Origin of the sequence: Janthinobacterium sp. EB271-G4-7A (genome assembly GCF_020858075.1) — a bacterium.
Lineage (GTDB): Bacteria > Pseudomonadota > Gammaproteobacteria > Burkholderiales > Burkholderiaceae_D > Janthinobacterium > Janthinobacterium lividum.
Genome location: NZ_JACYMI010000001.1, coordinates 3,130,256 through 3,154,805, shown reverse-complemented (window position 1 = coordinate 3,154,805; position 24,550 = coordinate 3,130,256). Strand labels below are relative to the sequence as shown.

Annotated in this window: 17 protein-coding genes; 10 read left to right on the top strand and 7 right to left on the bottom strand. The window is 63.5% G+C overall.

The features are described from left to right. Window positions 1–42: 42 nt before the first annotated feature. The 4 genes from IGS58_RS14260 to IGS58_RS14245 form a co-directional block, all read right to left on the bottom strand. Window positions 43–1,491, bottom strand: a complete 1,449-nt coding sequence (locus IGS58_RS14260; protein ID WP_230521799.1) for a response regulator — start codon at window positions 1,489–1,491, stop codon at window positions 43–45. After that, a complete protein-coding gene (locus IGS58_RS14255; protein WP_230521798.1) occupies window positions 1,488–1,850 on the bottom strand; it encodes an Hpt domain-containing protein in 363 nt (120 codons plus the stop codon). Before IGS58_RS14255 ends, IGS58_RS14260 begins: the two co-directional genes overlap by 4 nt. A 35-nt stretch (window positions 1,851–1,885) precedes the next feature. Then, the gene (locus tag IGS58_RS14250; RefSeq protein ID WP_230521797.1) at window positions 1,886–2,512 is read right to left on the bottom strand and encodes a response regulator; all 627 of its coding nucleotides are present in this window, start codon (window positions 2,510–2,512) and stop codon (window positions 1,886–1,888) included. A gap of 128 nt (window positions 2,513–2,640) precedes the next feature. Continuing rightward, window positions 2,641–3,285, bottom strand: a complete 645-nt coding sequence (locus IGS58_RS14245) for a hypothetical protein (protein ID WP_230521796.1) — start codon at window positions 3,283–3,285, stop codon at window positions 2,641–2,643. Window positions 3,286–3,610: 325 nt separating this feature from the next. Here IGS58_RS14245 and IGS58_RS14240 point away from each other — a divergent pair, with 325 nt between their 5' ends. After that, on the top strand, window positions 3,611–6,061 hold the full coding sequence (locus tag IGS58_RS14240) for a membrane-bound PQQ-dependent dehydrogenase, glucose/quinate/shikimate family (protein WP_230521795.1): 2,451 nt from the start codon (window positions 3,611–3,613) through the stop codon (window positions 6,059–6,061). A 78-nt stretch (window positions 6,062–6,139) separates the two neighbouring features. Here the strand turns inward: IGS58_RS14240 and IGS58_RS14235 are convergent, their stop codons facing one another. Both IGS58_RS14235 and IGS58_RS14230 read right to left on the bottom strand, forming a co-directional pair. Next, the gene (locus IGS58_RS14235) at window positions 6,140–7,231 is read right to left on the bottom strand and encodes a hypothetical protein (protein ID WP_230521794.1); all 1,092 of its coding nucleotides are present in this window, start codon (window positions 7,229–7,231) and stop codon (window positions 6,140–6,142) included. 21 nt (window positions 7,232–7,252) lie between these two features. Then, on the bottom strand, window positions 7,253–10,732 hold the full coding sequence (locus IGS58_RS14230) for a DUF748 domain-containing protein (protein WP_230521793.1): 3,480 nt from the start codon (window positions 10,730–10,732) through the stop codon (window positions 7,253–7,255). A gap of 247 nt (window positions 10,733–10,979) precedes the next feature. On the opposite strand from IGS58_RS14230, the gene IGS58_RS14225 reads away from it, so the two are divergent. From IGS58_RS14225 to IGS58_RS14185, 9 genes are all read left to right on the top strand, one after another. Beyond that, a complete protein-coding gene (locus tag IGS58_RS14225) occupies window positions 10,980–13,124 on the top strand; it encodes a TonB-dependent siderophore receptor (protein WP_230521792.1) in 2,145 nt (714 codons plus the stop codon). 54 nt (window positions 13,125–13,178) lie between these two features. Then, window positions 13,179–13,574 (top strand): DUF2946 domain-containing protein, encoded by a 396-nt coding sequence (locus IGS58_RS14220; RefSeq protein ID WP_230521791.1) that lies wholly within the window; start codon window positions 13,179–13,181, stop codon window positions 13,572–13,574. An 89-nt stretch (window positions 13,575–13,663) separates the two neighbouring features. Beyond that, window positions 13,664–15,748, top strand: a complete 2,085-nt coding sequence (locus IGS58_RS14215; protein ID WP_230521790.1) for a TonB-dependent receptor — start codon at window positions 13,664–13,666, stop codon at window positions 15,746–15,748. 219 nt (window positions 15,749–15,967) lie between these two features. After that, window positions 15,968–16,189 (top strand): hypothetical protein, encoded by a 222-nt coding sequence (locus IGS58_RS14210; protein WP_070256308.1) that lies wholly within the window; start codon window positions 15,968–15,970, stop codon window positions 16,187–16,189. Between the two features lie 99 nt (window positions 16,190–16,288). Next, window positions 16,289–17,194: an EcsC family protein gene (locus IGS58_RS14205; RefSeq protein WP_230521789.1), complete on the top strand. Its 906-nt coding sequence runs from the start codon at window positions 16,289–16,291 to the stop codon at window positions 17,192–17,194. 156 nt (window positions 17,195–17,350) lie between these two features. Next, the gene (locus IGS58_RS14200) at window positions 17,351–17,656 is read left to right on the top strand and encodes a hypothetical protein (RefSeq protein WP_139144138.1); all 306 of its coding nucleotides are present in this window, start codon (window positions 17,351–17,353) and stop codon (window positions 17,654–17,656) included. Between the two features lie 290 nt (window positions 17,657–17,946). Next, window positions 17,947–19,266 carry a D-serine ammonia-lyase gene (locus IGS58_RS14195; protein ID WP_230521788.1) on the top strand — a complete coding sequence of 440 codons (1,320 nt, stop codon included), beginning with the start codon at window positions 17,947–17,949 and terminating at the stop codon, window positions 19,264–19,266. Continuing rightward, complete coding sequence (gene dsdC / locus IGS58_RS14190) at window positions 19,266–20,177, top strand: DNA-binding transcriptional regulator DsdC (protein WP_230521787.1); 912 nt, start codon at window positions 19,266–19,268, stop codon at window positions 20,175–20,177. Before IGS58_RS14195 ends, dsdC begins: the two co-directional genes overlap by 1 nt. A gap of 43 nt (window positions 20,178–20,220) precedes the next feature. Beyond that, complete coding sequence (locus IGS58_RS14185; protein ID WP_230521786.1) at window positions 20,221–21,036, top strand: ferritin-like domain-containing protein; 816 nt, start codon at window positions 20,221–20,223, stop codon at window positions 21,034–21,036. A gap of 6 nt (window positions 21,037–21,042) precedes the next feature. Here the strand turns inward: IGS58_RS14185 and IGS58_RS14180 are convergent, their stop codons facing one another. After that, entirely contained in the window at window positions 21,043–24,429 is a 3,387-nt protein-coding gene (locus IGS58_RS14180) for a hypothetical protein (protein ID WP_230521785.1), read from the bottom strand. Window positions 24,430–24,550: the final 121 nt, after the last annotated feature.

Here is a 24,550-nt window from a genome sequence, read left to right as displayed (position 1 = left end):
GGTGATAGTGTGGCCAATTTGCCGCCAGGCGGCAGCCGCCGGCTAGCGCGCCAGCCAGCGCTCGACCATTGCGCGCAGCTGGGCGGCCGTGAAGGGCTTGGCCAGATAATCGTCCATGCCGGCCGCCACGCAGCGCTGCCGGTCGTCTGCGGTGACGCCGGCCGTGAGGGCGATGACGGGCAGGCGTGGTGCGCCGCTGGCCGCTTCGCGGGCGCGCAGGGCCTGGCACGCCTCGTAGCCGTCCATGACGGGCATCATGCCATCCATCAGGACCAGGTCGTACTGTTGTTCTGCCAGCGCCTGCAGGCCCAGCGCGCCGTTCTCCGCCGTGTCGATGCTGTAGCCGCAGGTGCCCAGCTGCAGGCATACGAGCTGGCGGTTCAGCGCCGTATCCTCGACCAGCAGGATGCGCGCGCCCGGCGCCGGTGCCGGTGCAGCTTCGGATGCGGATGGCGGCGCTGTCGCGGGCGCCATGGCCGCGTCGCGCTCCTGGCGCCGCAGCAGGGACATGATCAGGGCGATGGCAGCGGCCAGCACGAGCAGGCTGACCACGGCCGCCCCGCCCATGGTGCGCAGCATGCGCCGCCAGCCCGCCAGGTAGACCTCGTCCGTCACCGTCACGTTGATGGCCAGCGGATAGTCGCGTACCAGCCGTATGCCGGCCAGGCGGTTGACCGCGCGTCCCTGGTCGGCCGCGCGCGGCGAGTCCACTTGCAGCACGCCATCGGTCTTGCCCTGTTCCAGCAGGCGGTAGGTGCTGCCCGTCAGGTTGCGCTTGCCCATCATGGCGGGCACGGCCGGCCAGCGGGCCAGCAGCGTGTAGTCGCTGCGGTACAGGGAAAAGGCCGTGTGTTCGCCGATGCTGGTGCTCTGGAAGAATTTGCTGAAGAAGTCGCACGACAGGCCGACCAGCACCACGCCCAGGAAGCGGCCGTCCGGCCCGCTGATGCGCCGGCTGATATAAAAGGTCCAGGCGCCATTGCCCTTGTTTTGCACGGGCGCGCTGACATGCATGCCGCCGTCCGGGTGGCGCCGGTGATACTCGAAGTAGTCGCGCTCGTCGAGGCGGATGGGCGGCGCGGGAAAGGCGCGGCTGAAGGCCAGCAGGCTGGCATCGCTGCCGACGATGGACACCACGTCCACTTGCGGCACGCCGCCGATCTTGTGCAACAGCATCTGGTGCATGGCCGGGGTGCCGGCGGCGGCGGCCAACGCGGCGGCGTCCGCGGAGGCGCCGGCGTCGATTTCGTTGCTGACGCTGTCGAGCACCAGGCTGGCCGCCGTCATGCTCTGTGCCGTGTTTTCCGCCAGCAGCAGCGACAGCTTGGACAGGTCCTGTTTCCAGTCATCGACGGCTTCGCGGTGCAGCAGCACGCCGGAGACGACGATGCTCAGCGCCAGCAGGCCCACCAGCACCAGGCCCGCGACGGCCGCCGTGGTGCGTGGCCGGTAGCGGTGCGCCAGACGCAGCAGGGCCTGGCGCGCGTTCATGCCTGCGCGCCCGTGTATTCAAGCATGCTGCGGCGTACCTCCTGCTCCACTGCGCCGACCAGCGCTGCTGTTTCAGCGAGCCAGCCCGGCGCCGCCACACCCTGGTGGCGCACCAGGTGCTCCAGTTCCGCCAGCCGCGCCACCAGGGTACTGGCGCCCAGCAGGACCACGGTGCCGCGCAAGGTATGGCAGCTAAGCACGATGGCTTGCGCCGCGCCGCCGCGCACGGCCTGCTCCACGCGGGCAAACATGGCTGGCGACGTATCGAGGTAGGTCTGCGACAGGGCGCGGAACATCTCCAGGTCGCGGCCGGTGGCCTGGAACAGCACGGCAGGATCGATGTGGCGATAGGCTGGCATGGCGGCTCCGGCAAGAGAGGGGAGGCGGTGGCGGGCTAGGCGGCCAGGCTGTTGCGCCGCGCATGGCCGGCGCAGCAGGCGCGCAGATAGCCGCGCAGTTCGTCGTAATTGACGGGCTTGGCAAAGAACACCACGCCGGGCGGTACGCCGCCCCGTTCCTCCAGTTCCTCCGGCGTCAGGCTCGACAGCATGGCGATGTGCATGTCCGCCAGCAGCGGGTCGCCCAGGATGGTGCGGATCACCTCGTAGCCGTCGATGCCTTCCATGATGATGTCGGCCAGCAGGATGTCGGGCTGGTCGCGGGCGATTTCCATCAGCGCCTGGTAGCCGTTTTCGCAAAAGCGCAAGCTTGCCTGCAAACCCCATGCGCCGATCTGCTTTTCATACAGCGCGCGTTCGATCGGATTGTCTTCGATCACCAAAATCGAGGGCGGGCGGCCCGATGGGGCGGGGCGGCTGGCCCGTGCCGCGCGCTGGTCCTGGCCCGGCTGGCCGGGATTGCCCTTGTAAGCCTCGACCGCCGCGAGGGGAATGCGCCGGTGGCCACCCTTGGTCTTCCAGGCTTCGATAACGCCGGCCTCGACCAGTTGCTGCACCGATGTGACCGAGATGCCGAGGATTTCGGCGGCCTTTTGGGTAGTGCAAACGTCTGCAGTGTGCATGATGGGTTCTATGGTCGCGGATGAAGTTAAAGGGAATGATACGCAATCGCGCTGAAGAAATCAATTTTAACGAATTAGATGAATTCACTAAAAACCTTGCATGCCGGGGACCGCGGCCTGATGCACGCTCATGGCCGGCTTGCTACGCCGCCGCAGTCATCGGCCTGCGCCGCGCCCGCCGTTTGCAGGGCCGTGACGGCTTGCGACAGCGCATCGAGCGCCACCAGCAGTTCCGCGTGCAGGCGGCGCAGCGCGCCGATATCGTTGGAAAAGCCCGCATGCACGGCCTGGCGCGCCAGCGCCTGCAATGGGAGCAAGCCCATGGCGTGGCTGCCGTCGAGAATTTCCTGCGCCAGCACTCTTGCCGGGGCCGTCCGCTCGCAGCGCAGCGCATGGGCGATGCCTGCCAGGCGGTCGCGCGACTCGGCCACGAACAGCGCCAGAATCTCGCCCTGCAGGCGCCGGTCGTGGCCGAACATGGCGTCCAGGCGGGCTGCCTCGAATGGCGGCGTATCCGGCGCCTTGGGCGCTTGCGGCGGCGGTGCGCTGTCAGCCACTTTGGCCGGCGCCGCCGCCTTGCGCGTTTGCAGCAGCGCATGCAGATCGGCCGGCGTGCCGCCAGCGCCCGGCGCGCGGCCAGCCTGGCGCCAGCGGGTGCGGCGCCAGAGCAGGGCGGCCAGCAGCAACAGCAGGCCTGCCAGCGCCAGCGCCGGACGCATCAGCGACAGGTCTTCGCAGCGAAGGAAGGGGTGAATGGCAAGGAATGCGTTCATGGCAGTGCTCCAGTGCGGTCTATGCAAGTGATCCTGCGTGATGACTGACCTGAAATGCTTGGCTTGGATGTTTTCATTTTACGATAAAAAATCGTTTTATTCGAGAAATTTGTTGTTTATTTAGTTTATTCATTTTTTTCATAAAAAATCATATGGTTGTGGCGGGCTGTACGCTCAGCTCGTGTATAAAAAGCCACACGGCATGCATCGGACGCTGTGGCGTGTGGCACGCTTTGCCAATTAGTGAAAAAATGCAATTTCCTTGATCGCCATCAAATACGGTGCGCAGGCGCGTGCCGCCGACTGACTCTTGTAAAGGAGCATCATGACTGCCTCTGCCCGGCCTGGACCCTTGCTTGTCATCACCGCAGTCATCTTCATCTTGCTGGGCCTGGCGCTTGCCGGCGGCGGCGCCTGGCTCGTCAGCCTCGGCGGTTCCTGGTATTACGTCGTGGCAGGTATCGGCATGATAGTTGCCGGTGCGCTCGTGTGGAAAAGGCGGCGCAGCGCCCAGCTGTTTCTCGCGCTGCTGCTGTTCGCCACCTTGATCTGGTCCGTGATCGAAGTGAAGTTCGACTGGTGGCAATTGCTGCCGCGCCTCGATATCTGGTTTGCCGCCGCCGTCTGGCTGCTGCTGCCGTTCATCGACCGCCGCCTCGATCCGCCGTTGACGGCCGGGGCGAAACCGCGCGACGCGGGCAAGAGCGCCCTGGCCGCCGCCGTGGTGCTGACGGCCGCCGTGGGCGTGTTCTCGCTGTTCCAGGATTACTACACCTTGCATGGCGAAGTGCCGGCCGAGAACATGGCGGCCACGCCGCAAGGCGATTTCGCGCCCGGCGTGGCACCCAACGACTGGGCCGCGTATGGCCGCTCCGGCTATGGCGACCGCTACGCGCCGGCCGCGCAGATCACGCCGGCCAACGCTGCGCAGCTGAAACAGGCGTGGGTGTACAACACGGGCGACTTCAAGGGGCCGAACGATCCGGGCGAGATCGCCAACGAAGTCACGCCCCTGAAGGTGAACGGCATGCTGTACCTGTGCACGCCGCATAACATCGTCATCGCGCTGGACCCGGACACGGGCAAGGAGATCTGGCGCCACGATCCGAAGATCAACCGCGACGCATCGAGCTACCAGCACATGATCTGCCGTGGCGTGGCCTATTGGGACGTCAACGCGGGCCGCGCCAAGGGCGACCCTGCGCCCGAGGCTGCCGCCATGGAATGCCCGCGCCGCATCCTGGCGCCCACCATGGATGCGACCCTGATCGCCGTGAATGCCGATACGGGCGAAGCGTGCAAAAGCTTTGGCGAAAACGGGGTGATCGGCCTGTACCACGGCATGGGCATGAAGAAGCGGGGCTTTTTGATGCCGACGTCGCCGCCGGCCGTGGCGCAGAACGTGGTGGTGATGGCGGCCAGCGTCACCGATAACTTTTCCACGGAAGAGCCGTCGGGCGTGATCCGTGGCTACGATCCCGTCACCGGCAAGTTGATGTGGAACTGGGATGCCTCGAACCCGGACGACACGGCGCCGATTGCCGATGGCAAGACCTACACGAACAACTCGCCCAATTCCTGGGGCGTGTCCAGCGTCGATGAAAAGCTGGGCATGGTCTATATTCCGATGGGCAATGAAACGCCCGACACGTGGGGCGGCAACCGCAATCCCCATGGCGAGAAATACAATAGCGCCATCGTCGCGCTGGACCTGGCGACGGGCAAGGTACGCTGGGTCTACCAGACCGTGCATCACGATATCTGGGACATGGACATCGGCGGCCAGCCCACCCTGGTCGACATCGACACGCCGAAAGGTAAAGTGCCGTCCGTGGTGGCCACGACGAAACGGGGCGATATCTACGTGATCGACCGGCGCGATGGCAGCCTGGTCGTGCCGGCGCCGGAAAAACCCGTGCCGACGAATAACCCGGCTCCCGGCGACCGCTTGTCGCCCACGCAGCCATTCTCGGCTCTCACTTTCTTGCCCGAGAAAAACATCAGCGAAACGGATATGTGGGGCACGACGCCGTTCGACCAGCTGGCGTGCCGCATCATCTTCCGCCAGCACCGCTACGAAGGCCCGTTCACGCCGCAGACGGTGGCCGAAGGCAAGATCAAGGGCGCCATCATCTCGCCGGGCCCGCTCGGCATCTTCGAGTGGGGCGGGGCGGCTGTCGATCCCGTGCGTCAATTGCTGCTGGTGAACCCCGACTACATGGGCTTCCTGGAACGCCTGGTGCCGCGCGCGCAAGCCAATGCGAAGGGCGGCACGGGTTCGGAAATGGGCTTGCAGCCGCAGACAGGCGTGCCATTCGCCGTGGAAATCAAGCCCTTCCTGTCGCCGCTGGGCTTCCCGTGCCAGGCGCCGCCGTGGGGCTATATCGCCGCCGTTGACTTGCGCACCATGAAAAAAGTGTGGATGCACAAGAACGGCACCACGCGCGACAGCGCCCCAGTCCCCATCGCCTTGCCGCTGGGCGTGCCCAGCCTGGGCGGCATCAGCACCACGGGCGGCGGCGTGGCATTCCTCAGCAGCACGCTCGACTACTACATCCGCGGCTACGACGTGCGCAACGGTAAAACCGTGTGGAAAGCCCGTCTGCCGGCCGGCGGCCAGGCCACGCCGATGAGCTATGTCTCCGACAAGACGGGCAAGCAATACGTGGTGGTGATGGCCGGCGGCCATGGATCATTGGGCACGAAGATGGGCGATAGCCTGGTGGCGTTTGCCTTGCCGGACGAGGCGGTGAAGGAGGCGGGGAAAGCGAAGTAGCGATGGTTATCCGCGGCATGGACTGGCAATGCCGCGGATCAGTGCCAACATGGCCAGTGGCCATGTTGGCACCCGACGCTACTGCAAGCGGCGATTCAAGACGATGAGTTCGGTATTCTGCGCGCCATCGTCTGCCATCGGGTAGAGCACGACCGCATAACCATGCTCCGTGGTCTTGTTGATGCTGGAAATGATCAAATTGTCACGCTGAATGGACAAAAGCTCGTTTGTCAGCAAATTCCTGTAGCCCTGTTCACCTTTGCTATAGAAAATTTCCAATAACTCATCATTTTTCGTGGTCAACCAGCCGTTTCCAAACTCGCTATTGAAACGGGTGACGAAAGTGTCGTCAGCGATTTTGACTGGCAGCCATGTATTGAACAGTGGATCGGCAAAGTCTACCAATTCAATGATTTCGCTTGCCCCAGCCGCATCTATTTTTTCGATAATGATTTTATCGTTGTCTTGCGCCAGCAGATAAGAATCATGGTCGAACGATGAGCTTAGGATCTGCAAAACATCGAAATCCTTCGCGTCGATTTCCCGCGAGCGCAGGACGTTGCCTTTTTCATCGATCTCCCGGTGCAGGAGAATGCTGCCGTCATTGGCCAGCAAATCAATCGTCTTGTCGCAAATGACAATTCGATTATTTGCGGGTAATGGAATCTTGACATTGTGTTTCTTCTTCAGTTTTCCATTGATAAATTCGATGGCCAATATTTTGTCAGGTTTGTTGGCGTAGAAATCCACATCGTGAAATATCGAATAGGCCTCCGTTGTTCCAATGAAGTTTCCTGTGTATGGTCGATTCCCCTTTGGTAATTCCACATCCTCACGATGAAAGATGGGAATGCTGATTTCCAGTTCTTTGTCAGGATGATAGGGGATGACGGAGACATAGTTTTCCTGATCCGGACTCAGGAACAGTGTCGGCAAGATGCCATCATCCTCGACGTAGTTGTCGATACTTCCATCAATCTCGACAGTCGTATAAATCAGCTTATACGTGCCATTTTTGTCGTACACATAGTTCGCCAGCAGTGTCTTTTCACCAAATGCAATGCTGTCTTTTGTCGATACGCCGACTTCGGTTAACAACGTTGTCATGGTGCCCCAGTCGCCCTGGGTAATGGACGATGTATAGGGTGGTACCTTGTCGAGGTTTTTCATGCGCCAGCGAATCTCCGTGTCTTATTGTGCTGCCAATCCCAGCTTCAAGCCCACCAGCTTGCCCGGCGCAGCCTCCGTTTTTTCCGGCGCGCCCGCGCTGACCCTGGCAGCCGGCGTGCCATCCTGCTGCAGGGCTGCCAGGATGGCCGCGCTGCGCTGGGTGCCCAGCTTGCTCAAGGCGTCGGCAGGCAGGTGCTGCCTCGCTTCCAGCTGCTCGCGCAAGCCGTTGTAGAAAGCGCCCGTGTCGGCCACTTGCGGCTCTCCCTCGATCAGTTTGCCCAGGCGTTGCAGGACGGGGATCTTGGCCGCCGCCGGGGCGGAGGCGCTGGCGGATGCCGCCGCTGCGGCCGCTGTGGCTGGTACGGCCGATTCCGCCGCCTTTTTCTGCTTGTCCAGCTCGGCCTTGCCGAAGCGTTCGCCGTACAGGTCGCGCAGGGCGCCGCGTATCTTGCGCTCGCCCAGGTTCAGCGGTCCCGGTTCCTCGCCCGCTTCCAGCTTGATGCCGGCCTTGGCGGCGACGGCGCGGCGCACGGCCTGGGCGCGCAGGGCGGCCGCGTCCGTGTCGCTGTACTGACCCGGCACGGCCAGCTTCAGCTGTTCGCGCTTGGCCAGGATTTGCGCCACCTGCTTGAGTTTTTCCCGTTCCGGCGGCAGCAGCACGGCGCTGCCCGCATCGAAGTCGATGGATTCGAGCTTGTCGGCGCTGATGCCCAGCAAATTGCCCAGCGCGCGGAACGGCGCCGTGACGATTTTCGTCAGCACATTGCCCACGGCTTTCCAGATCAGGGCGCCATAGCTGAATTGCGGGTCGTTCATGTCGCCCGACACGGGCAAACCGAGGTCGATGCGTCCGTCCGAATCCTTGAGGATGGCCAGCGCCAGTTCCAACGGCAGTTTCAATGCGTCCGGACTGTCGATGCGCTCGCCCAGGGTCAGCTTGTCGAGCACGATCTGGTTGGTGCCGTCGAGCTGGCGGTTGCGCACCTTGTATTGCAAGTCCAGCGAAATCTTGCCTTCAGCCACCTTGTAGCCGGCGAATTTCATCGTGTACGGCGAGGCGGACACCATATCGACATTCTTGAAGACCACGTTCAAGTCCGTATTGTCGGTGGGCGCAAACGGATTGAGTTGGCCACGCACGCGGGCCAGGCCGAATTCGTCGATGCGGCCGTCAAGTTCAATCTGGCTGCGCGCATCGCGCTTCGTCGACAGGCCCGTGACGACGCCATTGAGTTCATAGATCTTGGCGGCGAACTGGGGCCGCAAGCTGAGGTCGGCAAAGTCCAGCTTGGCGTTTTGCAGGCGCACGCGGCGCACGCGCACGGGGAAGGCGGCGTCCGCTGCCGGCGTGGCGGTGGCCGACGGCGCTGGCGCTGGCGCGGCCGGTTCCGGCGCTTTCACCAGCAGGCGCTGCGCGTTCAGGCTGCGGTCGTTTTCGATGATCAGCTGGGCGTTCGGTTCCACCACGCGCAGTTCGGGGATGTCGACAAAATCGGGCCCCACGCTGGCTGTCAGCTTGTCGGCGCGCACGCTCTTCCACGAGGCAAAGCGCTTGCCATCCGTTTCATTGAGCACGAGGCCGGCGATATCCACGCCGCCCACATAGCGTACTTTCGGCGCTTTCGGCACGCCGCCGCCCGTCGTCAGGCGGCCGCTGCCGGAGAGCGAGCCGCCCGCCAGCTTCAGTTTCACATGCTGCGCCAGCAACGGTTGCACGGGCGCCAGGGTCAGCTGTTTCAAATTCAATTGCGCATCGACGGCGCCCGTGCCCGGCACGAACTTGCCATTGGCCGTGAGCAAGCCGCCTTCGCGCAGGCCCACGCCCAGCTCGAACGGCAGCGCCTGTTGCATGTCGTTGCTGACGTTTTGCAGGGACAATCTGGCATCCTGCAGGTTGCCCTTGATGCCAGTGCCCGCATCGTCGAAACGGGCGCCGAACTTGCTCAGCTCCACCTTGTCTACCTTGGTGGACCAGGGCGCGGACGAGGTTTCCTTGTCTGCATCGGCTTTGCCGGAGGCAAACACGGGCAGCTTTTGCGCAATCGCAAATTCGCCCTGGCGGTTGCGCGCCAGGTCGATCTGCGCGCCGCTGGCCGTCACGGCGCCCAGGTGCACGGTATGTGCCGCCAGGTCGATCTTGCCCTCTGTAAAGCCCAATTGGGCCAGCTTGAACGGTGTTTGCGCGCCCCGCTGCATGGCGAGGTCGGCCAGGCTGAAGCTCGCGCCGTCGATCACGGTGGCCATGCCCGCTGGACCTTGTTGCAAGCCCAGTTGCAGCTGCAGTTGCAATTGTTTCGCGTTCAGCTGCAAAGCCGGCGAGACGGTTTCATCGATGGCGGACACGTCCACATTGGCCAGCGCCAGCTGATGCAAGTCCACCTTCCACTTGCCCGGCTTGGATGGTGGGGACGACGCGGCGGAGGCCGCCGGTGCAGGATTGCCCGGCAGCATCAGGTTCGCCACGTCGATCTCGCCCTTGCTGTCGCGCCGCACGGCCACCTTGCCGCCGTACAGATTGATTTTATTCACCGTGACGTTCTGGCGCGCCAGGTCCACGTTCACGCCGGCGATGCCCAGGGTATCCAGCGATGTGAATGGCGCGCCCTTGCCATCTTGCACCAGCGCCAGGTCGCGCAAGGCCAGGCCCGCGCCTTTGACGGTGGCTTCCAGCTTGCCGTCCGCATAGGAAAAGGCGTAGGGCAGGCGCGCCGACAATTGGCCGCTCGTGACTGTGGCGCGCGCATAGGCTCTCAGATAGGCGGCCAGGCCGGGCAGGGAAGCGTCGTTCAGTATCAGTTCGCCTTCGCCACGGATGGGGCTCAGCGACGCCGTTCCGCGCCAGTGCAGCTTGCCGCCGCGCGCCGCATCGGCGCTGAGGCTGTAGCTGCCGTTGGCATCGGGCAGGGTCGAGATATTATCGAGCGTAAAGTTGATCGGCGTAAAGTTGTCCGCATAGCCGGCCTTCTGGTCTTGCCAATCCACTTTGCCTTGTTCCAGCGCAAAGTGGGCGATGACGAGGCGCGGCATGCCGCCGTCGCTCTTTTCCGGATGCTTGCGTTGCCAGGTGGCCAGCACTTCGGCCAGGTTGAACTTGCCGTCCGGCGTGATCGTCAGCTGCGCTTGCGGCGCCGTGATGCGGATTTCCGCCAGGCTCCAGGCGCGGCGCATGATGGATTTCCATTCCAGCTGCACGGCCAGGGCACCGATGGACAGCAGCGGCGCGCCGCTCTTGCCATCCGCGCCGGGCGCTTCCTTGAAAGCGATCTGGTCCGCTTCCAGGCGCAAGGTAAACGGGTTGAAGCGCACGTCAGCGATGCTGGCCTGGCGCGCGAGTTCTTTCTCGGCAAATTTGGGTAACTGGTTTTTGATGACGTAGGGCACCAGCCAGAAGCCGGCCGCGCTGTAGGCGGCCAGGGCGCAGCCTGTGCCGACGGCCCAGCGCTGCCAGCGTTTCCAGCGAAATGTTTTCGTCTGCACGCTTTTGTTGTCGATTGTGTTCACGAACTTACCTTTAATATTCTTGTTAGGCGGCGCAATCTGCGCGCCGTGACTGTCAGTATGCCTCTTTGCGGCCTCGTCTGCAAAATCCAAACGTGTTCAAGTGATAACAGGTGCTCCGGTGATCTTGTTTCTTCTGTAAAACTCACACAAACTCACCTTTTATTGATAATGATTCCCATTACCGGTATCATGGCCACTAACCGTAAGTTTCCATTTGTACATATTTTCTCATTGAAAGCCCGATGTCATGCCTGTCGCCTGTCCCCGCACCCGTTTACTTCCAGTCGCCGCAGCCCTGTCGCTGGCCTTCGCTTCCCACGCCGTGTTGGCGGCCAATGGGGCCAGCGGCCAGGACGACCTGACGGCTGGCGATGAGAAAGTCATGCAAGCGGTGCAGGTGACGGGCACCCGCGCGCAGGGCCTGGTGCCGCTCACCACGGAGGCGGGCAGCTTTCGTGGCGCCAGCATCATGGACGTGCCGTCGACCGTCAACGTGATCACGCGCGAATTGCTGGAGCAGCAAGCCGTGTCCGGCCTGTACGACGCCGTGCGCAATACGGCGGGCGTGACGCGCCAGCAAAACGGCGGCGAGACCTGGGATCAATTGGTGATACGCGGCATCGCCGTGGAAAACCGCACGAATTACCGCCTGAACGGTTCCATGCCCATCATGAACTTTTCGCAAGTGCCCATGGAGAACAAGGAGCGGGTGGAAGTGCTGAAGGGCGCCTCGGCCCTGTATTACGGGTTTACCTCGCCGGCCGGCGTCGTCAACTTCGTCACCAAGCGGGCCGGCAGCAAGCCCGTCACGAGCATGGGCTTGAGCGTCGACGACCGCGGCAGTGCCGTGGCGCATGTCGACGCGGGCCGCCGCTTTGGCGCGCAGCAGGAATTCGGCGTGCGCATCAACGCGGCCGGCGGCACCTTGGGTTCCTGGCTGGATCATGTCGGCAACGGCAACCGCCGTTTCATTTCCACGGCGCTCGACTGGAGAGTAACGAACAGACTGCTGCTGAAGGCGGACCTGGAATACGAGCGCCGCAGGGTGACGGAGCAGGCGGGCGTGGCCTTGCCCACGGCCGTGAAAGGCGTGATCAGCTTGCCGCGCGCCGTCGACCCGCGCCAGCTGATCGGCCCCGACTGGTCAAATTTCGAGGCGCAGACGAAAAACGCGCAATTGCGCGCCGACTATGCCATCACGGATGGCTGGGCCTTGACGGTGGAAGCGGGCCACTCGGAAACGGCGCGCGACCGCCGCCTGGCCATCTTCCGCCTGAACAACGCGGCCGCGCTGGCCACGGGCGCGGGCCGCATCACGGGCAATATTCAGCACAGCGTGACGGCGTCGGACTTGCTGCGCTTTGAACTGGCCGGCAATTTCCACACGGGTTTCATCGCCCACGAACTGACCCTGGGCGCGTCGCGCACGGACAAATCGCAAGACCCGATTTTCCAGAGCAACTACACGATCGCCTCGCAAAACCTGTACAACCCCGTGCCCGTGACGAATGTCGTGTTCGGCCCCAAGCCGACCTCGCCGACGACGGCCGCGCTCGACACGCGCGACACGGGCTTGTACGCGCTTGACCGCATGGTCTTCAGCCCGCAATGGCAAAGCGTCATCGGCGTGCGCCGCAGCAGCTATCAAAGCGACCAGGGCGCCAGCCACTACGACGTCAGCAAGACGACGCCGATGGCGTCAGTGATTTACAAGGCCACGCCCGAGCTGTCGTTTTACGTGTCCACGGCGCGCGGGCTGGAGGAGGGGGAGACGGGGCCGACGGGCACCGCCAACCAGGGCGTCAAGATGGCGCCCGGAGTCAGCAAACAGAAAGAGCTGGGCGCGCGCTGGCTGACCCCAAGCGGCACCTTGCTCTCCGCCGCGTTGTTCGACATCACGCGCCCCGGCTACTACACCAACGCCAGCAATGTATTCACGTCCGATGGCGAACAGCGCTACCGTGGCCTGGAGCTGTCGACCCAGGGCAAGCTGACGCGCCAGCTGTCGTGGCAGACGTCGGCCCAGCTGCTCGACCCCAGGTTTGCGCACATCAACGCCGACTACAACGGCAAGGCGCCGGAAAACGCGTCGAAACGCACGGCCAGCGCCTTCCTTGCCTACGCGTTTGACGCCGTGCCGGGCCTTTCCGTCAACGGCGGCGCGTATTACTACAGCGCCCGTCCCGTCAACGACCTGAACCAGGCTTTCCTCGGCGGCGTGAGCCTGTTCAGCGCGGGCGCCCGCTATGCGAGCCGCGTGATGGACAAGGCCGTCGTGTGGCAGCTCAACGTGGAAAATGCGGCCGACAAGCGCTACTGGGCCGGCGCCGGCACGCGCCTGGCGTCCGGTGCGCCTCGTGCCATCAAGCTGAGCATGAAGGTGGATTTGTAGGACGGTTTGACCTGCGCCCTGTGCGCAGGGTGCTTGCGCTGATACAATGTTGCCATGTTCATCAGCAAAGGCAAGGCAAGCATCGTCCTGTGGATCGCGTGTATCGCCATCTTCCTGGCCACGCTCGCCCCTACGGTGTCGCGCGCGCTGACGGTCGCCAGCGGCCTGGCCGTGCCCAGCCTGGAAATCTGCTCGGTGGCGGGCGGCATGAACATGCTGCCCGCAGCATTCTCCACGGACGCGCCCGATACCTCCAAGGGCGGCATGCGCATGGGCGATTGCCCGTGCTGCAGCATGCATGCGGCCACCCTCGATATTCCCCCAGCAACCCTCGTGCTCGCTTCCGGAGAAATCCTCACGGGCTTGCTGCCCCTGCTGTTCTACCGATCCGCCACGCCCCTGTTCGCTTGGACGCCCGTCCAGCCCCGCGGGCCGCCCGCCGCTTTCTGATCTGTCCCTTTCCCTGAACTGCCTTGCGCCGCGCGTGTCGTGCGCTTGCGTGTGTTCGTTTTACCTATACAGAATCTGAAAGCAGCACCATGAAACATTTACCGTTATTGATTTCCCTCGCCATCGCCATGCCCGCCGTGGCGCAAACCCGCACTGAAGAGGTCTTGCCCGAGATGAAAGTCATCGTCGCGGGCGTCAAGGAAGGCTACCGTCCCGCGGCCGACACGGCGCTGATGCTCAGCAGCACACCCGGTTACAGCGTGGCGGCTGGCGGCGGCGTGTCCGGCTTGCCAGTCGTCAATGGTTTTGCCGATGATCGCATCAAGATTCGCATCGACGGCATGGAACTGACGTCGGCCTGCGCCAACCACATGAATGCGCCACTGTCCTATATCGACCCGCAGCAGGTGCAGCGCATCAAGCTGATTGCCGGAGTGACGCCCGTCAGCGCGGGCGGCGACAGCATCGGCGGCACCATCGAGGTGCAGTCGAACGCCCCCGTGTTCGCCCAGCCCGGCGCAGGGCTGCTCACGCAAGGCAGCTTTGCCGTGTCCGGCCGCAGCGTCAACAACAGCGTGGCGACCAGCGTGAATGCCTCGGCAGCCAATGATATGCTCAGCATCGGCTACAGCGGCGCCTACACGCGCGGCCACAGCTATGAAGATGGGCATGGCAACACCGTGCTGGCCAGCATGGTTGAAAGCATCAACCAGTCCATCGTGCTGGCGGCGAAACGCGAGGGCCAGCAGCTGACCCTGCGCGCCGGCGTGCAGCACATCCCGTACCAGGGTTTTCCCAACCAGTACATGGACATGACGGATAACCACGGCCAGTTCGCCAACCTGGCTTACCAGGGCACATTTGCCTGGGGCGTGCTGGACGCGCGTGCCTACTGGCAGCAGACGGACCACGAAATGGGCTTTTTCACGCCCGAGCGCACGGGCACGATGCCGATGATCACGCATGGACGCAACACGGGCTATGCGCTGATGGCCAGCTTGCCGACCGCTGCGGGCGAGTTGCGCCTGGGCCAGGAGTGGCACGGTTTTCGCCTCGACGACTATTGGCCGGCCGTGCCCGGTTCCATGATGATGGGGCCGCGCACCTATCTGAACATCAACGACGGCAAGCGCGACCGTACCGTGCTGTTTGGCGAGCTGGAGACGCGCCATGGCCAGGATGCGCGCTGGACGAGCGTGCTGGGCTTGCGCGGCGAATCCGTGCGCATGGACACGGGCGACGTGCAATCGTACGGCACCAACATGATGAACATGCCGGACGTGATGGCAGCCAGGGCTTTCAATGCGCGCAGCCGCAGCCAGCGCGACACGAATATCGATGCCTCCGCGCAAGCCACCTTCACGCCCGATGCGGCCAGCAGCTATGAATTCGCGCTGGCGCGCAAGGTGCGCTCGCCCAACCTGTACGAGCGCTACTCGTGGGGCCGCGGCTCGATGGCGATGACCATGACCAACTGGTTTGGCGATGGCAATGGCTATGTGGGCAGTATCGATCTCAAGCCCGAGACGGCTTACACGGCGGCGTTCACGGCCGACTGGCATGGCGGCGGCGAGGAGGGCTGGTTTGTGCGCGTCAACCCGTACTACAGCAAAGTCGACAATTACATTGACGTCGATGTGCTGGCATCTTTCCACCCGTACATGAAAATGGGCGCGAACGGTAATTTGCTGCGCTTTGCCAACCACGACGCCAAACTGTACGGCGCCAATGTGGCATGGCAGCTGCCGCTGGCCAGCAGCACGCGCTGGGGCAGTTTCATGGCCAGCGGCAACGCCGCTTACACGCGGGGCAAGCGCAGCGATGGCGGCGACCTGTACCGCATGATGCCGTTCAACGCCTTGCTGGCCGTCGAGCACAAGCTGGGCGCCTGGAGCAACCGCATCGAGACGAAGATCGTGGCGCGCAAGGAGAAGGTCGACGCGCGCCGTTTCGAACCCGAGACGGGCGGTTATGCGCTCGTCAACCTGCGCAGCAGCGTGTCTCTGGGCAAGATGGCCAGCCTGAGCGCGGGCGTGAGCAACCTGTTCAACCGCGCCTACGCGGACCCGCTGGGCGGCGTGTACCTGTCGGGCTTGAAAACGAACGGCGGGGCGCTGCAAGCCTTGCCGGCCGAGGGCAGGTCGATTGATCTGGGGCTGCAGCTGAAGTTCTAAGGCTGGCAATCCGCGGGCGCCTTCCAGTTGCCGCTGCGGCAGGTGGAAGGCGCCTGCCGAATGCACCGCATCGGCGCTGGCCGGGTGTTTGTGAGAATGTGTGCATGTTTCTTTTCATTAATTTGTTATCCTTTACGGCGCCTGCATCAGGCGTTGCGCACATGGATGCGATGCTGGCCTTATCTGCTGCAATGATGCGGGCTCACAACAAGGGTGTACATGATCGCATTTAAAGATTTTCGTTCCTCCACTTCGGGCAGCCCACTTTCTGATGGCATGGACAGGTCGCTGGTATTGGCCAACGCATGGCTGGAGAAAACCGGCGTTCGCCCCGTCAATATGGAAACCATCATGGAAACCAGGGGTTGGATGGCGATAGCCAAGGTTGAATGCGGTATTAGGGTGTGGTATGAAGCCGGTTCTGCTGTGTTGAAAGCGTAGCAGATTTCACTTGATTCAAGTTATCGGGTAGCGCAGCGGGATGCCCGATTTTATGTTTTGCGATCCCGCCACATTTGCCACTATTTCAGGAGATTTTTTTTGCTGTCAGAATATGAAAAACGCGCTCTTGTGCAGATTCATGCGTGGAAAAATCCACGTCAAACCTGGTTTGACACGGCCATGGGTTACGTCAACAAACCCTTTGCAATTGCGGGGGCTGCAGCCGATAAAATTCCTGGTTTCACAGAAACCTGTGCCAAGGCGATGAATGGTGTCGTGGGCTTGGTGAATGATGCTTCGCAATGGTCCGTCAGGCCACCTGCCATTCTCAAGGAGCTATCCGAAATCTCCAAGCAGGAAATTACACAGCTGGATCAAGTGCAGTTGCTCGATCTGCAAACAATTGATAGGGCAATTGGCTGGCTTGATACGAAATATGAGGGTATCGCCCTGGTGGAGGGCGCCGCTGCGGGAGGGACGGCAGTCATTAGTCCACTGGTTGCCTTGGCCGCCATTCCGGCAGACATGGTAGCGCTGCTGGCAATGAATCTGCGTGCAATTGGAGAATACGGCACCTACTGCGGCTTTGACATGTCATCCCAGGAAGAGCGACTTTTTTCGTTGAATATCCTGGCGCTTGCATCGAGCACTACAGATGGCGGGAAGCAAGCCGCCTTGTCGCATCTGGTGAAAATTGCACAGGAAGTGGCGAAGAAGAAGACGTGGGAGCAGCTGGAAAAAAGCGTGTTTGTTCAGGCAGTCTTGTCCATCGCGAAAGCCCTCAGCATCAATCTGACAAAAGCCAAATTAGCGAATGTCATTCCCGTTGCCGGCGCCGCAATCAGTGGCGGATTCAATGCCTATTACACGGATAAAGTATGTAAGGCGGCATTCTATTTGTATCGGGAGCGCTTGCTGGCGATGAAGTCTGGCGCGCAAGCTATCGAAGTGACAGTGACGCCCGCCAAGAGCGATATCTGGAGTGCAGAGGAGGGTGGTGGCTAAGCTGATGCCGCCTCCGTTCGCCACGACGTCAGCTTGTGCCTGTACCACAGACCTTTTATAGTGTCTTGACGACGTTTAATGTGCAGCCTGAAATAATGAGCATTTCAGTCTTCAGGTCAATTTTAGAGAAATAAAATAAGATCTGAAAAGGGAAATATGCATACGCACGCTCACAAGACACAAGATCAGGCAGGCAAATCGCTTGCGCGCGAACCGACTCACACGCAAGAGGCAGGCAGTAGCTACCATCAACCGATGCAATCGATGGATTTTCATACGCTGGCGTACAGCAGCCATCAAGTCGCACAGCCAACTCAAAATGGTGGCAATGGAATGGATCCCAAAAATGTTTTCGCTCAGGATGGGGGGACGAATAACAGCAAGTACAAGGCATTCGAAAACCGTATGCGCAATGCACTGAATTTGTATGATGCCAAAGATAAGGTGACATTTGTCTGCTAACTGGCTGGTAGCAATATAAAACAAGGCGTGATCGCCGATGCCGGGATGGATACTGCCAGCGATATCTCGTCTGATGATGACAGCTGATTCAAAAGGCCGGAGCCCGGGTTTTGCGCGGCGAGGCCGCAAGTGTGCCCGGTGAACCGGCCGGATAGGTGTCCCTGGGTATGCTATCGCCCCCACCAATCCCCTCACAGGTGATTCTTCGTCACCCATTGCCTGATCAACCATCCTTTGCCAGCGGCGCCCGGATGCGGTCTAATCATGGCTTGTTCCTTCACGAGGTTGCCATGCTGCCCACTTCCGCCATCGCCGCGCTGCGCGAAAAATTTCCCCTGATTACAAAATTGATGGCCTTGCAGCCCTTGAGCTGGTTCAATCCCGCCATCGCGCCGGCGACCGAGGCCTTGCACGACGTGGGCTTGACGGCGGCCGACGTGGCCGACGCCAGCGCGCGCCTGGCGCGTTTTGCGCCCTACCTGGCGAAGGCGTTTCCGGAAACGCAGGCCAGCGGCGGCATCATCGAGTCGCCCGTCGTGCCGCTGCCAGCCATGCAGGCGGCGCTTGGCATGCCTGGCGGTCGGCTGTGGCTCAAGCAGGATAGCCATTTACCCATTTCCGGCTCCATCAAGGCCCGTGGCGGCATCTATGAAGTGCTGAAACATGCGGAAATGCTGGCGCTGGACGCGGGTTTGCTGAAGGAGGGCGACGATTACAGCTTGCTGGCCAGCGACGCCGTGCGGGCCTTCTTTGGCCAGTATGCGATCGCCGTCGGTTCCACGGGCAATCTGGGCTTGTCGATTGGCATCATGAGCGCGCGCCTGGGCTTTCGCGCCACCGTGCACATGTCGGCCGATGCGCGCCAGTGGAAGAAGGACAAATTGCGCAGCCACGGCGTCACTGTCGTCGAGTACGCGACTGACTATAGCGTGGCCGTGGAAGCGGGCCGCAGGCAGGCGGAGAATGATCCGGCTTGCCACTTTGTCGACGATGAAAACTCGCACGATCTGTTTCTCGGCTACGCGGTGGCGGGCCAGCGCCTGAAAGAGCAATTCGCGGCAAGCGGCGTCACGGTCGATGCCGCGCACCCGCTGTTCGTGTACTTGCCGTGCGGTGTGGGCGGCGGCCCCGGCGGCGTGGCATTCGGCTTGAAGCTGGCCTTTGGCGACCATGTCCACTGCGTGTTTGTCGAGCCGACCCATTCGCCGTGCATGCTGCTGGGCGTGCACACGGGCTTGCACGATCGGATCAGCGTGCAGGAGATCGGCATCGACAATGTCACGGCCGCCGATGGCCTGGCCGTGGGACGTCCGTCCGGCTTCGTCGGACGGGCCATGCAGCGGCTGATCGACGGCTACGCCACCGTCACGGATGAAGAACTGTACCGCTTGCTGGCGACGCTGGAGCAAACGGAGCAGCTGCGCCTGGAACCGTCGGCCGTGGCCGGTTTCGCGGGTATTCCTTTCGTGCTGGCCGCGCCGCAATATCAGCAGAATCTGACGCAGGCCACGCATCTGGTGTGGGGCACGGGCGGCAGCATGGTTCCCGAGGCGGAAATGGCCGCCTACGTGGCGCGGGGCCGCGCCTTGCTGGCGGCCGGAGCCGCCTGATGCCGGCCGGCGCGGCGCTCACGGCCAGCCAGTTCGCCAACCTGCACACCTTTCTCGTGGCGGCGCGCCATGCCAGCTTCGCGCTGGCGGCGCAGGAACTGGCGCTCACGCCCAGCGCCGTCAGCCACCGCATCGCGCGGCTGGAAAGCAGCCTGGGCCTGCGGCTGTTCGAACGGCTGACGCGGCAAGTCAAGCTGACGCAGGACGGCGAGCGCATCTTTGCCGCCCTGCAAACGGGCTGGGACGGCCTGCAGGCGGCCATTGCCGGCAGCGACACGCTGGCGGGCAGCGTCACCGTGCATGCGCGTCCCTCGGTGGCGCAATGCTGGCTGGTGCCGCGCCTGGCAGGGTTCGCTGCGCAGTATCCTGACGTGTCGATCGATTTGCGCGTGGGTAATGACAGCGTGGACTTTCGCGCCGGCCAGGTTGACCTGGCCTTGCACTATGGCGATGGCAGCTTTCCCGGCCTGGCCTCGCGCAAGCTGATGGACGAATGGCTGGCGCCCGTCTGCAGTCCCGCCTACGCGCGCGACCACGGCCTGCTGGAGACGCCACATCACTTGTCCGGCGCGACGGTGCTGCACGATACGCTGGCCTGGCCCGCCTGCGCGCCCGATGCCGAGTGGCGCCTGTGGCTGGACAGGCAGGCGCCAGACGTGCGTTTGCCTGCGCGCAGCCTGCGCTTTGACCGTGCCGACCTGTGCGCGCAGGCGGCCATCCACCACGCGGGCGTGGCCATGGGCCGGCGCCGGCTGGTGCAGCCGTGGCTGGACAGCGGCCAGCTGGTCTTGCCGTTTGGCGAGTTTGCCTTGGCCAGCCCGCAGGCGTATTACCTCGTGCACAGCGGGCGCGCCGCGCTGCCGGCACGCGTGCAGGCCCTGTTCGACTGGCTGCTGGGGCAGGCAATTTGATACACTGCGCGCCTTGTTCAAGAACGCGCACGAAGGAAGCACCATGCACGCATCATCTCCATTGACCCCCACGCCGCCACAGGAACTGCGCACGTATGCGCTGGCCTGCCTGCTCGAACCGGACCCGGCGACCAAGGTGGCGATGGTGGCGGCCATGGCCGAAGCGCAGCTGGCGCTTGATGCGCAGGCGCCGCTGGCACCCACCGGCCCCGTGCCTGGCCGTCCCGAGCGTCCGGAGCTGGTGCCGCCGCGCCTGGTGGGGCGGCGTTCGATGATCACGCCGGAAGGGCGCGCCATGCTCGTGCATGCGCTTGCGCATATCGAATTCAACGCCATGAACCTGGCCCTCGACGCCCTGTGGCGCTTCCCGGACTTGCCGGCCGAGTACTACACGGACTGGCTGCGCGTGGCGAAAGAGGAAGCCACGCACTTCGCCATGCTGCAGGCGCACCTGCAGGTGCTGGGCCACACGTATGGCGACTTCCCCGGCCACGACAGCCTGTGGGAAATGGTCGACAAGACGCGTGGCGACGTGCTGGCGCGCATGGCGCTGGTGCCGCGCACCCTGGAAGCGCGGGGGCTGGACGCGATTCCGCCGCTGCGCGCCAAGCTGGCGCAGGCGGGCGACATGGCGGCCGCCGCCATCCTCGACATCATCCTGCGCGATGAGGTGGGTCACGTGGAAATCGGCAACCGCTGGTACGGCTACCTGTGCCAGCAGCGGGGCCTGGAGCTGCGCGCCACGTATGCCGAGCTGGCGCTGCACTACGAAGCCCCGACCCTGCGCGGCCCGTTCAACCTGGAAGCGCGGCGCCGGGCGGGGTTTTCGGAGCTGGAACTGTCCGATTTGCCCGCCTGACCCCGCTTAAGGATGGGCCGTGATGCTGATGTGCCAGTGGCTCAGGTGTCCGGTTTCAATGTGCACTTTTGCCGGCTTGGTCCAGGTACCCGCGCCGGGGATATTGTCGGCCGGGGCGGCGGAAAAACGCCCGTCGACGAGGGCCAGCTTGATGAAGCTGGGGCCGATGTAGATGACGCGCGTGCTGGCCGGCGCCGCTTCCTGGTCCAGCATGGCGCGGTTCGCCGCGATCCACGCCAGCAGGGCTGCCAGTTTCGGCTTTTGCGCGGGGTTGGCCGCCACTTCCGCCTTCGCGTCGAGGATCAACTGGTGGATGGCGGCGCCATCGTTCTGGCCGCCCAGCGCGTCCGTGTAGCCGCCCGCGCCGTCCGCGTAGCGCAAGTCGATCTGCTGGCCGTCGCTGTGGCCGCTATGGCCGAGGATGGAACGGCCCGTTGCCGTCTGCGTCACATGCTGGCCGCTGATGTCGTCGAAGCGGTAGGGCTTGCCCGCCAGCCAGGTGATGGCCAGGCGCGTGGCCCACGAATCGCCGCCGTCGTCGCGCGTGCCGTAGCGCCGCGCCGCCAGCGCCGCCTCGTTGTTGGCCAGGTACAGGGGGATGTAGGCCGTGCCTCCCTTGAACTCCACTTGTCCCCCTTCGGCCGGGTCGGAGCTGGCATCGACATTGTCGATGCGGCCCTTCAGGCGCAGCGTGACGACGGCCTTCTTGTCGAGCTTGGCGCCGGCAAAGGCGGGCAGCACCAGGCTGGGGAATTTCACTGTGCCGGCAGTCTTGGTATTGGTCTGGGACAATAAATTCTCCGTGCTGAAGGCGGGATCGTCGCCGCCGGACGAAATGCCGATGTTGACTTCCGTAATCGTCGCCGCCGCCGGCGTGTAATGCAATTCCAGCGGCAAGGTGTGCGTGGCCGTGGCTGCTCCTTGCGAGACGGATACATACGGTCCCGCCAAATTGCCCGTCAGCTTGATCGGCTGCAACACGGGATGGGCGGCCTTATTGGGCGAGAGGAATTTTGCCTGCGTCACCTTCAATCCCTTGCACACGAGGCTCAGTTCCACCGTCGTCACGGTGGCCAGGGCGCTGTCGCCGATATTCGTGGCGCTGACATTGCCGCCCAGGCTCAAAGCCCCGGCCTCGCTTTGCTTGCTGACGTCGACGCACTCCGTCCTGACGATGGTGCCCTGCGTGAAGTGCGTCTGGTTGACGGCGCCCGTGGCGGCCAGGTTGACCCCGGGCAACCCGGTCACGGCGTACGACCAGGTATCGTTATACTGGCTTTGCGCCGTCGTGTAGGTGGGATACTCGGCCGTGCTGACGGTGATTTTCACGCCCACGTTTTTCGTGCCCTTGGGCACCGTAAAGGCGACGGGTGAAGTGATGGTCTGGTTTTGCGCGGCCGCCGTGGCCGTGAAGGTCTTGCTGCCTTCGTCATCCTGCGGCGTGACGTCGCCCGCGGCACGGGGGCTGGCGGATACCGCGCGCGCGGGCGGCCCGGCGCCATCCTGCGCGACGCTGCCTGCCACATAGGTCTTCGCCCCGGCGCGCAGGGCCCGGCCGGCTCCGTACGGATAGACGATGCCGACGTTGACGGTGCTGCTGCTGTCGAAGGCGACGGCGCTGACGCTGACCACGTTCGGGTGGACGAGGTCGTTCAAGGTCAGCTGGTAGGTATCGGGCAGCACGCCATCGAAGTGGAAGGCGCCCGTGGCGTCGATCACGGCCACCTGGCGCTGATGGTTGTTATAGCCGGTCAATAGCATTTTCTTGCCGGCCAGTCCTGTGGCATTGCCGCCCGCCGGCGTGCGCAGCTGTCCTTGCAGCACGATGCCGGACTTGATGACGATCAAGGCATAGCTGGCCGTGAATTCACCATCCTGCGAGACGAAATTGAGGTTCAGGTCGTAGCTGCCGTTGGGCAAGGATGCCAGCAACTGCTGCATGGCCGTGGCGCTGATGCTGAAGGTGCCACTGGCCGCATCGAACGTCCAGTAGGTCTTCAGGCTGATGGCCACGCCATTCGGGGTGGACAGCAGGCCATCGCTGTCGTCCTGCAGGACCATGGGGGCCGCGCCCACCAGGCGCAATCCCAGGGTGCCCGGCTGCAGGCGGTTGTTCGGCCCCAGTCCCGTGATGGCCAGCACGGGCACCGTGGAGGGGAGGTTGCCATTGTCATCCGGCTCCACATAGGTTTCCACGGCCGTGGGCAGTTCCGTCTGGATCAGCAGGTCCAGGATGGTGATCTTGCCGCCCTTGCTGAGGGAAAATTGCGCGTGCTGGTCCACGCCCGTGTCGCCGGGCGTGGAAAAGCGCAGGCTGCCGTCCTGCAGCAGCACGTCCGTGACGGCGCCGCTGGCCTTGACGCTGTCGGCGCCGTCGGGAAAGCCCAGCCCGGCCAGCGGCAGCACGACCACTTGCGCGGGCCGCACGGGGTCGAGGAAGATGCCGGCGCTGGTGCTGAAGGTCCATGTCAGACCGGCGCTCTGGAAGGCGATGCTGCGCTCGATGCGCAAGGTGATGGTGTCCGCGGGCGCGACGGTGGCGCCTGCGCCGATGTTGCCGGCAAGTACGTCGCCATCGATGATGGCGGTGCCCGCAGGCGCGCTGGCCAGCACGGCTTGCACATTGCTGGCCGCCTCGCTGCCATTGTTGCGGATGTGCACACGGTAGGTGTAGTCCCAGGCCGTGCGGCTGACGCGCTGTTCCGCCACTTTTTCCAGCAAGGTGACTTCGAGGTCTCCGGCGGCCTGGGCAGTGAAGGTGCTGGCAGTCGCGGCGGCGGTCAGCATGACCTTCGGCGCGGGCGGCTGCGTGGGATCGTCCGGTCCGCCGCAGGCGCACAGGCTCAGGGCCAGCAAGGGGGCCAGTGCGGCGCCCGCCAGCCGCCTGTGCCGCAGGCAGGCCACGGCCAGCACGCCGGCCAGCAGCAGCCATGGCGTGGACGGCAGGGCGACGGCCGCCGGCTGCGTGGCGCCCGCTTCGAGCTCGATGAAGGAGACGGGGTCGAGGATGGAAAACGGCTGGGCGCCGGGGCTGCCCGCGCCCAGGTAATCGAAGGTGACGGAAAATCCCGTGGCCGTGGCGCCGGGCGCGATGCCGCCCGCCAGCGCCAGCGCGTCGAGGTAGCCGCTGGCGGGGATGGCGGGGTCGGGCTGCACCAGCAGTACGTCCCAGTCTGGCAGCGTGGAGATGCTGTGCAGGTTGGCATACTGGTCCACGCTGAAGAACAAGGTGAATTCCTCGATGGGCACGGACAGGGTGGTATTGCTGACCGTATAGTCGTAGCGCCACTGCGTGCCACCCAGCGATGTTGCCGTGTAGCCGATGCTGGCGGCGTGCGCGGCAGACATTGCGCATAGCAGCAGCGCCAGCAGTGCCTTTTTGATAAAGCTCATGATCGTTCCCCCATTGACTGGCGCCAAGCGTGCCCAGGCAGGAGGTCAAGCAGGAAGCATTCCCGAACAATTTTTTCTGTAAAAACAAGGGCTTGGTCGAGGCGGACCGGAGCGGGTGTCA

Excerpts from the sequence above, each read along its gene's own strand:
- IGS58_RS14260 (WP_230521799.1), bottom strand. The coding sequence starts at position 1,491 with ATGAACGCGCGCCAGGCCCTGCTGCGTCTGGCGCACCGCTACCGGCCA.
- IGS58_RS14255 (WP_230521798.1), bottom strand. The coding sequence starts at position 1,850 with ATGCCAGCCTATCGCCACATCGATCCTGCCGTGCTGTTCCAGGCCACC.
- IGS58_RS14250 (WP_230521797.1), bottom strand. The coding sequence starts at position 2,512 with ATGCACACTGCAGACGTTTGCACTACCCAAAAGGCCGCCGAAATCCTC.
- IGS58_RS14245 (WP_230521796.1), bottom strand. The coding sequence starts at position 3,285 with ATGAACGCATTCCTTGCCATTCACCCCTTCCTTCGCTGCGAAGACCTG.
- IGS58_RS14240 (WP_230521795.1), top strand. The coding sequence starts at position 3,611 with ATGACTGCCTCTGCCCGGCCTGGACCCTTGCTTGTCATCACCGCAGTC.
- IGS58_RS14235 (WP_230521794.1), bottom strand. The coding sequence starts at position 7,231 with ATGAAAAACCTCGACAAGGTACCACCCTATACATCGTCCATTACCCAG.
- IGS58_RS14225 (WP_230521792.1), top strand. The coding sequence starts at position 10,980 with ATGCCTGTCGCCTGTCCCCGCACCCGTTTACTTCCAGTCGCCGCAGCC.
- IGS58_RS14220 (WP_230521791.1), top strand. The coding sequence starts at position 13,179 with ATGTTCATCAGCAAAGGCAAGGCAAGCATCGTCCTGTGGATCGCGTGT.
- IGS58_RS14215 (WP_230521790.1), top strand. The coding sequence starts at position 13,664 with ATGAAACATTTACCGTTATTGATTTCCCTCGCCATCGCCATGCCCGCC.
- IGS58_RS14210 (WP_070256308.1), top strand. The coding sequence starts at position 15,968 with ATGATCGCATTTAAAGATTTTCGTTCCTCCACTTCGGGCAGCCCACTT.
- IGS58_RS14200 (WP_139144138.1), top strand. The coding sequence starts at position 17,351 with ATGCATACGCACGCTCACAAGACACAAGATCAGGCAGGCAAATCGCTT.
- IGS58_RS14195 (WP_230521788.1), top strand. The coding sequence starts at position 17,947 with ATGCTGCCCACTTCCGCCATCGCCGCGCTGCGCGAAAAATTTCCCCTG.
- dsdC (WP_230521787.1), top strand. The coding sequence starts at position 19,266 with ATGCCGGCCGGCGCGGCGCTCACGGCCAGCCAGTTCGCCAACCTGCAC.
- IGS58_RS14185 (WP_230521786.1), top strand. The coding sequence starts at position 20,221 with ATGCACGCATCATCTCCATTGACCCCCACGCCGCCACAGGAACTGCGC.
- IGS58_RS14180 (WP_230521785.1), bottom strand. The coding sequence starts at position 24,429 with ATGAGCTTTATCAAAAAGGCACTGCTGGCGCTGCTGCTATGCGCAATG.